General features: G+C 70.9%; 13 protein-coding genes. 8 read left to right on the forward strand and 5 right to left on the reverse strand.

The features are described 5' to 3' along the window. Nucleotides 1-292: 292 nt before the first annotated feature. From ccrA to pssA, 7 genes are all read left to right on the forward strand, one after another. Nucleotides 293-1,630: a crotonyl-CoA carboxylase/reductase gene (gene ccrA / locus ACFWBN_RS07625; RefSeq protein ID WP_385172110.1), complete on the forward strand. Its 1,338-nt coding sequence runs from the start codon at nt 293-295 to the stop codon at nt 1,628-1,630. 31 nt (nt 1,631-1,661) lie between these two features. Continuing rightward, nucleotides 1,662-3,740, forward strand: a complete 2,079-nt coding sequence (locus ACFWBN_RS07630; protein ID WP_385172113.1) for a protein meaA — start codon at nt 1,662-1,664, stop codon at nt 3,738-3,740. After that, the gene (locus ACFWBN_RS07635; protein ID WP_215146713.1) at nt 3,737-4,711 is read left to right on the forward strand and encodes a CoA ester lyase; all 975 of its coding nucleotides are present in this window, start codon (nt 3,737-3,739) and stop codon (nt 4,709-4,711) included. Before ACFWBN_RS07630 ends, ACFWBN_RS07635 begins: the two co-directional genes overlap by 4 nt. A gap of 5 nt (nt 4,712-4,716) precedes the next feature. Continuing rightward, entirely contained in the window at nt 4,717-5,229 is a 513-nt protein-coding gene (locus tag ACFWBN_RS07640) for a MaoC family dehydratase (protein WP_030010163.1), read from the forward strand. Nucleotides 5,230-5,231: 2 nt separating this feature from the next. Next, nucleotides 5,232-6,437: an acyl-CoA dehydrogenase family protein gene (locus ACFWBN_RS07645; protein ID WP_385172117.1), complete on the forward strand. Its 1,206-nt coding sequence runs from the start codon at nt 5,232-5,234 to the stop codon at nt 6,435-6,437. A gap of 186 nt (nt 6,438-6,623) precedes the next feature. After that, nucleotides 6,624-7,280: a phosphatidylserine decarboxylase gene (locus tag ACFWBN_RS07650; RefSeq protein ID WP_030010161.1), complete on the forward strand. Its 657-nt coding sequence runs from the start codon at nt 6,624-6,626 to the stop codon at nt 7,278-7,280. A 64-nt stretch (nt 7,281-7,344) separates the two neighbouring features. Continuing rightward, entirely contained in the window at nt 7,345-8,127 is a 783-nt protein-coding gene (gene pssA, locus ACFWBN_RS07655) for a CDP-diacylglycerol--serine O-phosphatidyltransferase (protein ID WP_374224490.1), read from the forward strand. A 203-nt stretch (nt 8,128-8,330) separates the two neighbouring features. On the opposite strand, the gene ACFWBN_RS07660 is transcribed toward pssA, so the two are convergent. The 5 genes from ACFWBN_RS07660 to ACFWBN_RS07680 form a co-directional block, all read right to left on the reverse strand. After that, nucleotides 8,331-9,608, reverse strand: coding sequence for an ABC transporter substrate-binding protein (locus tag ACFWBN_RS07660; RefSeq protein ID WP_385172120.1), 1,278 nt, complete (start codon nt 9,606-9,608; stop codon nt 8,331-8,333). After that, nucleotides 9,605-10,735: a branched-chain amino acid ABC transporter permease gene (locus tag ACFWBN_RS07665; protein WP_385172122.1), complete on the reverse strand. Its 1,131-nt coding sequence runs from the start codon at nt 10,733-10,735 to the stop codon at nt 9,605-9,607. Before ACFWBN_RS07665 ends, ACFWBN_RS07660 begins: the two co-directional genes overlap by 4 nt. Then, nucleotides 10,728-11,618 (reverse strand): branched-chain amino acid ABC transporter permease, encoded by an 891-nt coding sequence (locus tag ACFWBN_RS07670; RefSeq protein ID WP_385172125.1) that lies wholly within the window; start codon nt 11,616-11,618, stop codon nt 10,728-10,730. The genes ACFWBN_RS07665 and ACFWBN_RS07670 overlap by 8 nt, the downstream gene beginning before the upstream one ends. After that, nucleotides 11,615-12,388, reverse strand: coding sequence for an ABC transporter ATP-binding protein (locus ACFWBN_RS07675; protein WP_385172410.1), 774 nt, complete (start codon nt 12,386-12,388; stop codon nt 11,615-11,617). Before ACFWBN_RS07675 ends, ACFWBN_RS07670 begins: the two co-directional genes overlap by 4 nt. A gap of 119 nt (nt 12,389-12,507) precedes the next feature. Then, nucleotides 12,508-13,296: an ABC transporter ATP-binding protein gene (locus ACFWBN_RS07680; RefSeq protein WP_385172413.1), complete on the reverse strand. Its 789-nt coding sequence runs from the start codon at nt 13,294-13,296 to the stop codon at nt 12,508-12,510. A gap of 180 nt (nt 13,297-13,476) precedes the next feature. Between ACFWBN_RS07680 and ACFWBN_RS07685 the strand changes: the two genes are divergently transcribed. Further along, a complete protein-coding gene (locus tag ACFWBN_RS07685; protein ID WP_385172128.1) occupies nt 13,477-14,685 on the forward strand; it encodes a PucR family transcriptional regulator in 1,209 nt (402 codons plus the stop codon). Nucleotides 14,686-14,779: the final 94 nt, after the last annotated feature.

Below are 14,779 nucleotides of genomic sequence, written 5' to 3' on the forward strand. Positions count from 1 at the left end.
GATCATCGCTCATCTGCGCAGGTCAATAGGCAAATGAGAAAAAGTTTTGGCACGCGGTGCCTTGTCGAGTGACACGGGGTGCCATACGTTGAATCTCGTCCGGACGTCCCCGCGGTCCCACACCCACACGGTGCGGACCGCGCCCCGGATGCCTGCGTCACCAGGCCCCCGCACGCCCCACCACAGGCGTGCAGCACCACCGCTCCGCCGAACCGACGGCACACACCACCCGCTGCACGCACCTGCGTACCCCTCAGCGCACCCTCATTCAGCGCTAGCCGGAGGCTCTACCGTGAAGGACATCCTGGACGCGATCCAGTCGCAGGCCGCTACGGCCGCCGACTTCGCGGCCCTGCCGCTCCCCGACTCGTACCGCGCGATCACCGTGCACAAGGACGAGGCGGAGATGTTCGCGGGGCTCACCACCCGCGAGAAGGACCCGCGCAAGTCCCTGCACCTGGACCAGGTCCCGGTGCCGGAACTCGGCCCGGGCGAGGCCCTGGTGGCCGTCATGGCCTCCTCGGTCAACTACAACTCGGTGTGGACCTCGATCTTCGAGCCGGTGTCCACCTTCAGCTTCCTGGAGCGCTACGGCAGGCTCAGCGAGCTCACCAAGCGCCACGACCTGCCGTACCACATCATCGGCTCCGACCTCGCGGGCGTCGTGCTGCGCACCGGCCCCGGTGTCAACGCCTGGAAGCCGGGCGACGAGGTCGTCGCGCACTGCCTCTCGGTCGAGCTGGAGTCCTCGGACGGCCACAACGACACGATGCTCGACCCCGAGCAGCGCATCTGGGGCTTCGAGACCAACTTCGGCGGCCTGGCGGAGATCGCGCTCGTCAAGTCCAACCAGCTGATGCCGAAGCCGGACCACCTGAGCTGGGAGGAGGCCGCCTCCCCCGGCCTGGTCAACTCCACCGCCTACCGCCAGCTGGTCTCCCGCAACGGCGCCGGCATGAAGCAGGGCGACAACGTCCTGATCTGGGGCGCCAGCGGCGGACTCGGCTCCTACGCCACCCAGTTCGCGCTGGCCGGCGGCGCCAACCCGATCTGTGTCGTCTCCAGCGCGCAGAAGGCGGACATCTGCCGGGCGATGGGCGCGACCGCGATCATCGACCGCAGCGCCGAGGGCTACAAGTTCTGGAAGGACGAGCACACCCAGGACCCGAAGGAGTGGAAGCGCTTCGGCAAGCGCATCCGCGAGCTGACCGGCGGCGAGGACGTGGACATCGTCTTCGAGCACCCGGGCCGCGAGACCTTCGGCGCCTCGGTCTACGTCACCCGCAAGGGCGGCACGATCGTCACCTGCGCCTCGACCTCGGGCTACAACCACGAGTACGACAACCGCTACCTGTGGATGTCGCTGAAGAAGATCGTGGGCTCGCACTTCGCGAACTACCGCGAGGCGTGGGAGGCCAACCGCCTGGTCGCCAAGGGCAAGATCCACCCCACCCTGTCGAAGGTCTACTCCCTGGAGGAGACCGGTCAGGCCGCCTACGACGTCCACCGCAACCTCCACCAGGGCAAGGTCGGCGTCCTCGCGCTGGCCCCCGAGGAGGGCCTGGGCGTCCGCGACCACGAGATGCGCGCGACGCACCTCGAGGCCATCAACCGCTTCCGCAACGTCTGAGACCGTTCAAAGGCCTAAGGGACAGCCTGAGATGACAGAGCGCCAGAAGGACCGTCCGTGGCTCATGCGGACGTACGCCGGCCACTCCACGGCCGAGGCGTCGAACGAGCTGTACCGCCGCAACCTCGCCAAGGGCCAGACCGGCCTGTCGGTCGCGTTCGACCTGCCGACGCAGACCGGCTACGACCCCGACCACATCCTCGCCCGCGGCGAGGTGGGCCGGGTCGGGGTCCCGGTCTCCCATCTGGGCGACATGCGGCGGCTGTTCCAGGACATACCCCTGGAGCAGATGAACACCTCGATGACGATCAACGCCACCGCCATGTGGCTGCTGGCGCTCTACCAGGTGGCCGCCGAGGAGCAGGGGGCGGACGTCTCCCAGCTCCAGGGCACCACCCAGAACGACATCGTCAAGGAGTACCTCTCGCGCGGGACGCACGTCTTCCCGCCCGGGCCCTCGCTCCGCCTGACGACGGACATGATCGCGTACACGGTCAACCACATCCCGAAGTGGAACCCGATCAACATCTGCAGCTACCATCTGCAGGAGGCCGGGGCCACCCCGGTCCAGGAGATCTCGTACGCGATGTCCACCGCGATCGCCGTCCTGGACTCCGTGCGCGACTCGGGCCAGGTGCCCGAGGAGCGCTTCGGCGAGGTGGTCGCCCGCATCTCCTTCTTCGTGAACGCGGGCGTCCGCTTCATCGAGGAGATGTGCAAGATGCGCGCCTTCGGCCGCATCTGGGACAAGGTCACCCGTGAGCGGTACGGCATCGAGAACGACAAGCAGCGCCGCTTCCGCTACGGGGTCCAGGTCAACTCCCTGGGCCTGACCGAGGCGCAGCCGGAGAACAACGTCCAGCGCATCGTCCTGGAGATGCTGGCGGTCACCCTCTCCAAGGACGCCCGCGCCCGCGCGGTGCAGCTGCCGGCCTGGAACGAGGCGCTGGGCCTGCCCCGGCCCTGGGACCAGCAGTGGTCGCTGCGCATCCAGCAGGTCCTGGCGCACGAGAGCGACCTGCTGGAGTACGAGGACATCTTCGCGGGCTCCCACGTCATCGAGGCCAAGGTCGACTCCCTGGTCGCCGACTGTCTGGCCGAGATCGACCGGATCCAGGAGATGGGCGGCGCGATGGCCGCCGTCGAGTCCGGGTACCTGAAGGGCGAGCTGGTCTCCTCGCACGCCGAACGGCGCGCCCGGATCGAGGCCGGCGTGGACAAGATCGTCGGCGTCAACTGCTTCCAGCAGACCGAGGAGAACCCGCTCACCGCGGACCTGGACGGCGCCATCATGACGGTGGACGGGGCGGTGGAGGCACTGACCGTCGAGCGCATCGGCCGCTGGCGCGCCGAGCGCGAGGAGTCCTCGGAACGGCAGGGGAACGGCGACCCGTTCGTCTTCCCCACCACCCGGCAGGCCCTGGAGCGCCTCAAGGAGGCCGCGGCCGGGACCGAGAACCTGATGGAGGCCACCCTGGAGTGCGCCCGGGCCGGTGTCACCACCGGCGAGTGGGCGAGCGCGCTCCGCGAGGTGTTCGGCGAGTTCCGCGCCCCGACCGGGGTCTCCTCGGCCCCGGTGGCGGTCACCGCCGAGCCCGGTACGCCGATGCACGAGGTCCGCGAGAAGGTGGCCCGTACGGCCGACGAGCTCGGCTCGGGCCGGCTGCGCCTGCTGGTCGGCAAGCCCGGCCTGGACGGGCACTCCAACGGCGCCGAGCAGATAGCGGTCCGGGCCCGCGACGCCGGCTTCGAGGTGGTCTACCAGGGCATCCGGCTGACGCCCGAGGAGATCTCCTCCGCGGCGCTGGCCGAGGACGTGCACTGCGTGGGACTGTCCATCCTGTCCGGATCCCACAGCGCACTCGTCCCGGACGTCCTCGAACGCCTGCGCGCGGCGGGGGCGGGTGACATTCCCGTCATCGTCGGAGGCATCATTCCGAACGCGGATGCCGTGACACTCAAGGCGGCCGGTGTGGCCGCCGTCTTCACGCCGAAGGACTTCGGCATCACGGAGATCATCGGCCGTATCGTCGACGAGATCCGCAAAGCCAACAAGCTCGACCCCCTTCAGAACACCGCAAACCTTGCAAGCACGGAGGTCCCCGCATGACCACGCCCGTCCACCCGGTGAACCGTCTTCGCCCGCGTCGCTCCTGCCTCGCCGTCCCGGGTTCGAACCCGCGCTTCCTGGAGAAGGCCCAGGGCCTGCCGGCCGACCAGGTCTTCCTCGACCTGGAGGACGCCTGCGCGCCGCTCGCCAAGGAAGGCGCCCGCCACACGATCGTGGACGCGCTGAACAACGGTGACTGGACGGGCAAGACCCGGGTCGTGCGGGTCAACGACTGGACCACGCACTGGACGTACCGCGACGTCATCACGGTCGTCGAGGGCGCCGGCCAGAACCTCGACTGCATCATGCTGCCGAAGGTCCAGGACGCCCAGCAGGTCGTGGCCCTGGACCTGCTGCTGACCCAGATCGAGAAGACGATGGGCTTCGAGGTCGGCAAGATCGGCATCGAGGCGCAGATCGAGAACGCCAAGGGCCTGGTGAACGTCGACGAGATCGCCGCCGCCTCGCCCCGGCTGGAGACCATCATCTTCGGCCCGGCCGACTTCATGGCCTCGATCAACATGAAGTCCCTGGTCGTGGGCATGCAGCCGCCCGGCTACGGCGCGGACGCCTACCACTACATCCTGATGCGGATCCTGATGGCGGCCCGCATGCACAACCTCCAGGCGATCGACGGCCCCTTCCTCCAGATCCGCGACGTGGACGCGTACCGCGAGGTGGCCGGCCGGGCGGCGGCGCTGGGCTTCGACGGCAAGTGGGTGCTGCACCCCGGCCAGGTCGACGCGGCCAACGAGGTCTTCTCCCCCTCGCAGGAGGACTACGACCACTCCGAGCTGATCCTCGACGCGTACGACTGGTGCACCTCCGAGGCCGGCGGCAAGAAGGGCTCGGCGATGCTCGGCGACGAGATGATCGACGAGGCCAGCCGCAAGATGGCCCTGGTCATCGCGGGCAAGGGCCGCGCCGCGGGCATGCAGCGCACCAGCAAGTTCGAGATCCCGGAGGCCTGAGCACCATGCAGTTCGGACGCACGTACGAAGAGTTCGAGGTCGGCGCGGTCTACAAGCACTGGCCCGGGAAGACGGTCACGGAGTACGACGACCACCTCTTCTGTCTGCTGACCATGAACCACCACCCGCTCCACATGGACAGCAATTACGCCGAGAACACGACCGACTTCGGCAAGAACGTGGTCGTGGGCAACTACATCTACTCGCTGCTGCTGGGCATGTCCGTGCCGGACGTCTCCGGGAAGGCCATCGCCAACCTGGAGATCGAGTCCCTGCGGCACGTGGCGCCGACCTTCCACGGCGACACCATCTACGGCGAGACCACGGTCCTCGACAAGACCCCGTCGAAGTCGAAGAACGACCGCGGCATCGTCTACGTCGAGACCAAGGGCTACAAGCAGGACGGCACCCTCGTCTGCGTCTTCCGGCGCAAGGTGATGGTCCCGACCGAGACGTACATCAAGGAGCGCGGCGGCGAGCAGCCCGGCCGCCCCACGCTGAAGGAACAGGGGAAGTAGCCATGGCCCGACTCGCCCAGACCGCCGGGCTCACGGACGTCCAGCGGGAGATCCTCAAGACCGTCCGCGAGTTCGTCGACAAGGAGATCATCCCGGTCGCGACCGAGCTGGAGCACCGCGACGAGTACCCGCAGCAGATCGTCGACGGCCTCAAGGAGCTCGGCCTCTTCGGGCTGATGATCCCGGAGGAGTACGGCGGCCTGGGTGAGTCGCTCCTCACCTACGCCCTGTGCGTCGAGGAGATAGCCCGTGGCTGGATGTCCGTCTCGGGCATCATCAACACGCACTTCATCGTGGCGTACATGCTCAAGCAGCACGGCACGCAGGAGCAGAAGGACTACTTCCTCCCGCGCATGGCGCTGGGCGAGGTGCGCGGCGCGTTCTCGATGTCCGAGCCGGCGCTGGGCTCCGATGTGTCGGCGATCACGTCGAAGGCGGTGAAGGACGGCGACGAGTACGTCCTGAACGGCCAGAAGATGTGGCTGACGAACGGCGGCACGTCCACGCTGGTGGCCGTCCTCGTGCGAAGTGACGAAGGACACCCCGAGGGCACGGCGCCCCACAAGTCGATGACGACCTTCCTCGTGGAGAAGGAGCCCGGCTTCGGCGAGGTCCGTCCCGGCCTGACCATCCCGGGCAAGATCGACAAGATGGGCTACAAGGGCGTCGACACGACCGAGCTCATCATGGACGGACTGCGCATTCCGGCCAATCGCGTCCTCGGCGGCGAGACCGGCCGAGGGTTTTACCAAATGATGGACGGCGTCGAGGTCGGCCGCGTCAACGTGGCGGCCCGTGGCTGCGGTGTCGCTCAGCGTGCGTTCGAGCTCGGTGTCTCTTATGCCCAGCAGCGTCACACTTTCGGCAAGGCCATCGCCGAACACCAGGCCATCCAGTTCAAGCTCGCCGAGATGGCTACCAAGGTCGAAGCCGCCCATGCGATGATGGTCAATGCAGCACGCAAAAAGGACTCCGGGGAACGAAACGACCTCGAAGCAGGGATGGCGAAGTACCTCGCCTCCGAGTACTGCAAGGAGGTGGTGGAAGACGCCTTCCGTATCCATGGCGGCTACGGGTTCTCCAAGGAGTACGAGATCGAGCGTCTCTACCGGGAGGCTCCGATGCTGCTCATCGGTGAAGGTACCGCCGAGATTCAGAAAATGATCATCGGGCGACGCCTGCTTGAGGAGTACCGCCTCCAGGGCTGAAAGTACCTTTTGCGGCGGATCCTCCCCGGATCCGTCGCAGAAGTGTCACTGGCAGTCACTGGCCGACGGCCATCGACTCGGCTTCTGGCTTGCCCAGTTGTTGCGTGCAACCGATAGCATTCCAGTAAAGCCGCCGTCCCGTCCCCCTGTTTGCGGCGCGGCAATCACCCGCTACGAAGGTCATCCATGCCCCACAGCCAAACCTCTGCACCTCGCGACAGCCTCCTTGGCGTACGCCTCGCGCGCGGAGCATCGCCGTGGCTTCTGCCGACCGTCGCCACCGCGGCGCTCAGCCTCACCCGGGCGCGCAAGTCCGGGCGCTGGGCCGCGGCGGCCGTGCCCGCCACCGCGCTCGCCGCGGGCATGCTGTGGTTCTTCCGCGACCCCGAGCGTGAGATCGCCCAGGGCCGTGTCATCTCGCCCGCCGACGGTGTGGTGCAGAGCATCATGCCGTGGAAGGACGGACGCACCCGCGTCGCGATCTTCATGAGCCCGCTGAACGTCCACGTCAACCGCGCGCCCCTCGCGGGCACGGTGACGTCCGTGGAGCACATCCCCGGCGGGTTCGTCCCGGCGTTCAACAAGGAGAGCGAGAACAACGAGCGCGTTGTCTGGCACTTCGACACCGAGCTCGGTGACATCGAGATGGTGCAGATCGCCGGCGCCGTCGCCCGCCGCATCGTCCCGTACCTGCCTGCCGGTACCAAGGTCGAGCAGGGCGAACGCATCGGTCTGATCCGCTTCGGTTCGCGCGTCGACATCTACCTCCCCGAGGGCGTCGAGGTCGCGGTCGAGGTCGGTCAGGCCACCACCGCGGGGGTGACCCGAATTGACCGTGACTGACCCTGAGACTCCCGCCGCAGGCTGGGTTCCGGAGTCCGCCGAGGAGGAGTCCGCCGAGGACGACATGCCGCTGTCACTGCGGCTGTCGATAGCGGACACCCTCACCCTCGGTAACGCGACGTGCGGATTCATGGCGGTGTACTTCACCACCACCGGAATCCTCATCCCGCACCTCACCGGCAGCGGCGAGTCGGGCATGGCCCGCAGCAGCGCCGCCACGGCGGTGATACTGATGCTGCTCGCCGCGGTCTTCGACCTCTTCGACGGCATCGTGGCCCGCAAGCTGCGCAGCTCGCCGATGGGCGCGGAGCTGGACAACCTGTCCGACCTGATCAGCTTCGGCCTGGCTCCCGCGTACTTCGTGCTCGTCTACGGCATGGTCGCCGTCGACGCGCACCAGAAGATGTCGGCGCTGGCCGCGATCGTGGTGCTGCTGGCCGTGGTGCTCAGACTCGCGAGATTCAGCTGCGTGACGATGAAGGACGGCATGTTCCAGGGCATGCCGAGCCCCTTCGGTGCGCTGACGGTCGTCTCGATCGTGCTGCTGGAGCTGCCGTTCGTGCCGACGCTGCTGGCGATCATCGGGGTGGCCTGGCTGATGGTGAGCCGGGTCGAGTACCCCAAGCCGCGGGGTGTCCTCGCGGTGGCGATGCTCAGCTGGATCGTCGGGGCCATGGGGCTGCTCGCGGCCTGGGCGTTCGACGCGCCGGGCGGGCAGCTGCTGCTGCAGACCGGCTGTGCGCTGCAGATCGCTCTGGCGGCGACGATTCCGCTGTTCGCGACGACCCGCCGGGCCAATACGTTCCGGCACAACCGTCGTGAGGCCAGGGCCGCTACGCTGCGTTAGTTTGACGTGAGAGGGCCCCCGGATGCCATCGGCATCCGGGGGCCCTCTTTTCGTTGTCGGGTGCGGCGCCGCTGCTGGGGCTCCGCCCCAGGCCCCGCGCCTCAAACGCCGGCGGGGCTGGATTTGGCCCGGCCCAGCGGTCGAGCGCGCCTCAAAGATCCGGGGCTCCGCCCCGGGCCCCGCGCCTCAAACGCCGGCGAGGCTCAGTTTCCCGGGGTGAAATTCTGGGCCGCCGGGGCTACCGCGGCCTCCTTGACCACCTTCAGGCCGCCCGGGGTCTGGTCGTCCGGTTTCATGATCACGCTTTGGCGGGTGGAGGGGGCCTTCGGGTTCGAGAAGTCGTGGGTGATGCCGAAGCCGCTGTCGTAGGACTTCAGGCTCAGCAGGGCCTTGGACACGCCTTCGCGGGTCAGGTCCTTGTCGGCGCAGGCCTTCTTCAGGGCCTCTCCGTAGACCGCGGCGGCCGTGTAGCCCGCCACCACTCCGTTGTCGAGGCCCGCGCCCGGGTACGCCGTCTTGTAGGCCGCGGCCAGAGCCGCCGGGCCGGGGGCCGTGGAGCCGATGGGCAGGGTGGAGGCCGCGACGTAGTAGTCCTTCTGGAGGGCCGCGCCCGCCGGGGTGGCGAGCAGCTGGGGGGCGAAGGCGGAGTTGTTGCCGACCACGGGGACGTTCCAGCCGCCGGCCGCGGCGACCCCGACCAGCGAGGCCGCCTGCTTGGGACCGGCGCTGATCACCACGGCCTTGACCCCGGCCTGCTTGAGGGCGGCGACCTGGGCGGACATGTCGTTGTCGGTGGGCTTGATCTTCTGCTCGACGACCGTGAGCCCGGCCTCCTTGGCCGCGTGCTTGGACCCCGCGAGGGCGTTCTCGCCGTAGTCCCCCTCGAAGTACACGTGCCCGATCTTGTCGCCCGAGGCGATCCGCTTCTGGTCGAGGAGATAGCCGATGGCGTTGACCGTCTCGATGTCGTACGTGGCCCCCACCGTGCGGATGGCGGGGCTGCCCAGCAGCGAGGCGGACCAGGCCTGCGGGATGACCAGTCCCTTGTCCTGGCCGTCGATGCGGTCCTTGGCCGCCGCGACGAACGGGGAGCCGATGAACTGGGCGAAGCCGAGCACCTGGGGCTCCAGCTCGGTGTAGCCGGCGAGGGCCTTCTGCGGGTCGTAGCCGTGGTCGCGGACCGTCAGCTCCAGCTGTCGGCCGCAGATGCCGCCCGCGGCGTTGGCCTCCTTGATCCAGAGCTGCTGGGCCTGGGTGACGCTCTTGCCGAGCGAGGCGTAGACGCCGGTCATGTCGGTCAGGGCGCCGAGCCGGATGGCGGTGGCGGTGACCCCCTTGCCGGTCTTGACCCCGCCCTCGGCCGGCTTGTCGCCGCCCGAGGTGTTCGCCTTGCCGCTGCACCCGGCGGCGCCGGTGAGGAGGAGCGCGGCCGCGAGGGCCGCCGTGCCGAGTCGCACGGTCCGGGGGTCGGTTCTCTTCACGCTGGCTCCTTCGGGGGACGTACGGGCTGGGACGGGCGGACCCGCGGGCGGACGCGCGCGAGGCCGCCGGGGAGGAACAGGACCACCGCGACGAGGGCCGCGCCGTACAGGTAGCGGGCCGCCTCGCCCGGTGCGACCCCGCCGGTGCCGGGGGCGGCGACGAGCGGCAGGGTGTCGCTGTAGCGGGTGAGCAGCTGGGGCAGCAGGGAGACGAAGGCCGCGCCGATGACGGCGCCGGCGACCGTGCCGAGGCCGCCGATCACGATCATGGCGAGGTATTCGAGGGACAGGACCATGCCGAAGTAGTCGGGCACGGTGCGCTGGAAGACGAGGGCGAGGAGGACGCCCGCCAGCCCGGCGTACATGGAGGACAGGACGAAGACGGCGGCGCGGTAGCGGGCCACGGGAACGCCCATGACGCCGGCGGCGATCGTGTGGTCGCGCACGGCGTTCATGGCGCGTCCGGGGCGCCCGCGCAGGATGCCGCGGGCGAACAGGGCGCAGCCCAGCAGTGCGGCGAGGGCGACGTACCAGAGCTTCTCGGCGGACTGGAAGGGGACGGCGGCGATCACGGTCTCGGTGTCGTCGAAGGTGATCCCGAAGAGGGAGAGGGGTTCGACGGCGCGGCCGTTGTAGCCGCCGGTCAGGGGGGTGGCGTTGAACAGGACGTGCTGGCCGATGAAGATCAGCGCGAGGGTGGCGATGCCGAGGTAGGCGCCGCGCAGGCGGCCTGCGATGGGGCTGAAGAGCCCGCCGGCGGCTCCCGCGAGGACGACGGCGAGGACGGCCGCGAGCCAGCTGGGCAGGCCGAGCCCGACGAGGCCCCGCGCGTCGTCCCCGGCCAGCGCGCAGTACCCGTAGGCCCCGACGGCGAGGAAGAAGGCGTGGCCCATGGACAGCTGCCCGGTGGCGCCGGTGAGCAGGTTGAGCCCGATGGCCCCGATGCCGGCGGCGATGGCGAACAGCCCGGCCTGGAGCCAGAACCGGTCGAGGTAGAAGGGCAGCGCGAGCAGGACGAGCGCCCCGGCGGCCCACAGCGCGTGCCGCCGCCGGAGGCGGAGCGCGCCGGCGGCGGGGGCGCCGTCCGGACGACGGGCCGGGGCCGGGGCGGTGGTCAGGTCAGACACGGGCCGGCTCCTTGGTTCCGAAGAGGCCTGCCGGGCGCAGCAGCAGGACCGCGACCATGACCAGGTACGGGGCGAGGTCGCCGATGCCGCGGCCGAGGAAGGCGAGCTGGCTCTGGTAGCCGGTGGCCATGGCCTCGGTGACCCCGATGAGCAGCCCGCCGACGAGGGCTCCGGTGGTGGAGTCGAGGCCGCCGAGGATGGCCGCCGGGAAGGCCTTGAGGGCGGCGAGCGAGGTGGCCCGTTCCAGGCCGGGGGTGGGGAACACGGTGAGGAAGAGCGCCGCCACGGCGGCGAGGGCTCCGGCCACGGCCCACGCGGCGAGGGAGACCCGGCCGAGCCGTACGCCCATCAGGGCGGCGGTTTCCGGTTTCTCGGCGGCGGCGCGCATGGCCACGCCCCAGGCCGTGTACCGGAAGGCGAGGAGGAAGGCGGTGATCAGCAGGGTGGCGGCGGCGAGGGCCGCGATACGGGTCTGCGGGACGGTGACCGGGCCGAGGTGGAGCACGGCGGCGCCCCACGGGTCGCCGAGGGCGAGTACGTCCGTACCGATGCGGCGGGTGAGGTCGGTGGTGATCAGGATGTCCACGCCGATGGTGACGATGGCGAGGACGCTCTGGTCCTGGCCCCGGTAGCGGCGCATCACCAGGAACTCCACCGCCGCGCCGACCAGGGCGGCCGCGCCGATTCCGGCGGCGAGGGCGGGCCAGAAGCCGATGTCGTCGTGCAGGACGGCGGTGACGTAGCCGCCCGCGAGGAGGAGGGAGGCGTGGGCGAAGTTGACGACCTCGGTGGCCTTGAAGACGACCACGAAGCCGAGGGCGATGAGCGCGTACACGGAGCCCATGGAGAGGCCGCCGAGGAGGAGTTCCAGGAAGGTGGTCACGCGGCCGGGTCCTCCTCGCCGAGGTAGGCGCGGACGACCGCCGGGTCGTTCTGCACCTGGGCGGGGGTTCCGCCGCCGATCCGTTTTCCGAAGTCGAGTACGGTCACCGCGTCCGCGAGCCGCATCACCACCCCCATGTCGTGTTCGACCAGCACGATCGAGATGCCGAGGCCGTCCCGGACTCCCGCGATGACGGCGGCGGTGCGCTGCCGTTCGTCCGCGGTCATCCCGGCGACGGGTTCGTCCAGGAGCAGCAGCCGGGGCTCCATGCACAGGGCCCGGGCCAGCTCGACGAGTTTCTGTTTCCCGTACGGGAGGGAGCCCGTGGGGGCGGCCAGGTCGGCCTCCAGGCCGACGAAGGCGGCGATCTCGCGCACCCGCTCGCGGTGCGCGCGGTCCTCGCGGACGGCGGAGGGCAGGCGCAGGCCCGCGGCCAGGAAGCCGGACCGCATCAGGCGGTGGCGGCCGAGCAGCAGGCTGTCGGCGACCGTGGTGTGCGGGGGCAGGGCCAGGTTCTGGAAGGTGCGGGCGATGCCGAGGGCGGCGATGGCGTGCGGGGCGAGGCCGGTGAGCTCGGCCGCGCCGAAGCGGACGCTTCCGGAGGTGGCCCGGTAGACCCCGGAGAGCACGTTGAAACAGGTGGACTTGCCGGCGCCGTTGGGGCCGATGACCGCGTGCACGCTGCCCGGCTCGACGGTGAGGGAGACCGCGTCGAGGGCGGTGAGGCCGGCGAAGCGGACGGTGACGCCGGTGACGGTGAGCGGCGCCACCTGCGGTGCTGCCTGCCGGGCGGTATCGGCGGTGTTCCCGGTGCCCGGCGCGGCGTGGGGGGTGGCATCGGCCGGGTGCCGGTCGGGCGCGCCGTGGGCGTCGGGGGCGCGGTCCGCCGTCACGCCGACCACCTGCGCAGGGGGCGGGGCTCCGCCGGGGGCGGGGTGTCCTCGTCGGTGATGCCGAGGTAGCGGCGGCGTACCTCGTCCGATGCGGCCAGTTCGGCGGCGGGGCCCGACAGGGTGACCTCGCCGACTTCCAGGACGTAGGCGTGGGAGGCCAGCCGGAGGGCGAGGGCCGCGTTCTGCTCCACCAGCAGGACGGAGGTGCCCGACGCGTTGATCTCGGTGATCGTCTCGGCGATGGTCGCGGCCATCTTCGGTGCCAGGCCCAGCGAGGGTTCGTCCAGGAGCAGCAGCCGGGGGCGGGCCATGAGGGCGCGGCCGAGGGCCAGCATCTGCTGCTCGCCCCCGGAGAGCAGGCCGGCCCGTTGCCGGGCCCGTTGGGCGAGGACCGGGAAGAGGGCGTGGACGCGGGCCAGGGACCGGGCGGTGTCGGCGCGGGAGCCGGCCCGGGCGCCGAGGGCGCCGGCCCGCAGGTTGTCCGCGACGGTCATCCGGGCGAACACCTGCCGCCCCTCGGGGACTTGCACCACCCCGGCCGCGACGGCCCGGGCCGGGGGCAGCCCGTCGAGCGGCAGGCCGTCGAGGCGGACGGACCCGCCGGTGGCGGCGCCGCGGTGGAAGGCGAGCGTGCGGGACACCGCCCGCAGCAGGGTCGATTTCCCCGCGCCGTTCCCGCCGAGTACGGCGACCACGGCGCCGGCGGGTACGTCGAGCGAGACGGCGCGCAGTGCCCGTACCGGCCCGTAGCCGACGGACAGCGCGCGCACCTGGAGCGAGGCCACATCCCCTGCCACTGTTTGCCCTCCCGCTGTTCGGCTTGTGCTGGCGCACAGACCAGCACCGGGCGGGGCGGCCGTCCACGGCCGGAAGCGGAATCGCTGCCGATGACCAGCCGGGGGTGGGGTGCGGTTGTGCAGCGGCACAGACCTGCCGGCGGGGCCCCTTACGGCCGTGGCCGGCGGATGACATCCTCTGCGGCCATGGGCGGCGGACGCAGGGCGCGCACGGAAGCGGAGTGGTCGGTGCTGCTGACGGCGGCCGAGGTGCTGGTGGAGCGGATACCGGCGCTGACGGAGCGGCTGATCGGCGATCTGGCGAAGCACTCGCCGCTGTTCGACCTGGTGGTGCCGCGCGACGAGCACTGGCAGCAGATCAGCGAGGCGATGCGGTACGGGATCGAGGCGTTCGCCGCGCGCCGCTCGGACCCGCGGAAGGATCTGGCGTACGCGGAGGAGCTGGGGCGGCGGCGGGCCGAACAGGGGCTGCCGCTGGACCTGTTGCTGTACGCGTACCGGCGGGCAGGGCGCCTGACGTGGGACGCGCTGCTCGACATCATCACGGAGGAGGACCCGGACGCCCTGCCGGTGCTGGCGCGGACGGCGGGCGCGATGTGGGCCGGGATCGAGCAGCAGGCCGCGGCGACGGCGGAGGCGTACCGGGCGGGCGAGCGGGAGATGCGGCGGCGCAGCGACGAGCGGGTGCAGGCGCTGCTCGACGCGCTGCTGGAGGGGAACGCGGCGCCGGGCCTGGCGGCGCGGGCGGCGGCCGGCCTGGACCTGCCGGAGCAGGGCCGGTACGCGGTGGTCGTGCTCCCCGTGGACCGGCGGGACTCGGTGCACCGGGTGGTGTCGGCGGGCGGGATGCGGCTGTTCTGGCGGATGCGGGCGGAGCAGGAGCTGGCGGTGGTGGAGCTCGGGTCGTCCTCGGTGGACGAGCTGGTGGCCGAGCTGGCCGACCGCTGTCCCGGGCCCGGCGGGATCAGCCCGGTGGTGGACGGGCTGGCGGAACTGGGCCGGGCGCGGCGGCTGGCGGAAACGGCGCTGGCGACGTGCGCGCCGGACGAGCGCGCGCTGGTCCGGCTCTCCTCCCGGCTCCCGACCGCCCTGGTCGTACGCCAGCCCGAGCTCGCGGGGGAGCTGGTCCAGGCGGTCCTGGGCCCGCTCCTGGACCTGGAGCCGGCGGACCGGGCGGTCCTGCTGGAGACGCTGGACGCGTGGCTGGCGGCGGAGGGGTCCGCCGGGCGGGCGGCGACCCGGCTGTACTGCCACCGCAACACCGTCTTCAACCGCTTGCGCCGCCTGGAGCACCTGACCTCGCGCTCGCTGTCCCGCCCCCGCGACCTGGTCGCCCTTACGCTGGCCCGCGACGCCCATCGCCTGTCCGGCGCCTAGCCGATCCCCGGGCCGGGCCACGCCGGCCTCCCTGGGGCTCCGACCCATCCCCCGCGCCTCAAACGCCGGCGAGGCTGGATGTGCCCCGCCCGGC

It is taken from the genome of Streptomyces sp. NPDC059989 (assembly GCF_042736975.1).
Classification (GTDB): Bacteria; Actinomycetota; Actinomycetes; order Streptomycetales; family Streptomycetaceae; genus Streptomyces.

What these genes read in the sequence shown, in the direction of transcription:
- ACFWBN_RS07630 (WP_385172113.1), top strand. Translation starts at nt 1,662, where the DNA reads ATGACAGAGCGCCAGAAGGACCGTCCGTGGCTCATGCGGACGTACGCC.
- ACFWBN_RS07635 (WP_215146713.1), top strand. Translation starts at nt 3,737, where the DNA reads ATGACCACGCCCGTCCACCCGGTGAACCGTCTTCGCCCGCGTCGCTCC.
- ACFWBN_RS07640 (WP_030010163.1), top strand. Translation starts at nt 4,717, where the DNA reads ATGCAGTTCGGACGCACGTACGAAGAGTTCGAGGTCGGCGCGGTCTAC.
- ACFWBN_RS07645 (WP_385172117.1), top strand. Translation starts at nt 5,232, where the DNA reads ATGGCCCGACTCGCCCAGACCGCCGGGCTCACGGACGTCCAGCGGGAG.
- ACFWBN_RS07650 (WP_030010161.1), top strand. Translation starts at nt 6,624, where the DNA reads ATGCCCCACAGCCAAACCTCTGCACCTCGCGACAGCCTCCTTGGCGTA.
- pssA (WP_374224490.1), top strand. Translation starts at nt 7,345, where the DNA reads ATGCCGCTGTCACTGCGGCTGTCGATAGCGGACACCCTCACCCTCGGT.
- ACFWBN_RS07685 (WP_385172128.1), top strand. Translation starts at nt 13,477, where the DNA reads ATGACATCCTCTGCGGCCATGGGCGGCGGACGCAGGGCGCGCACGGAA.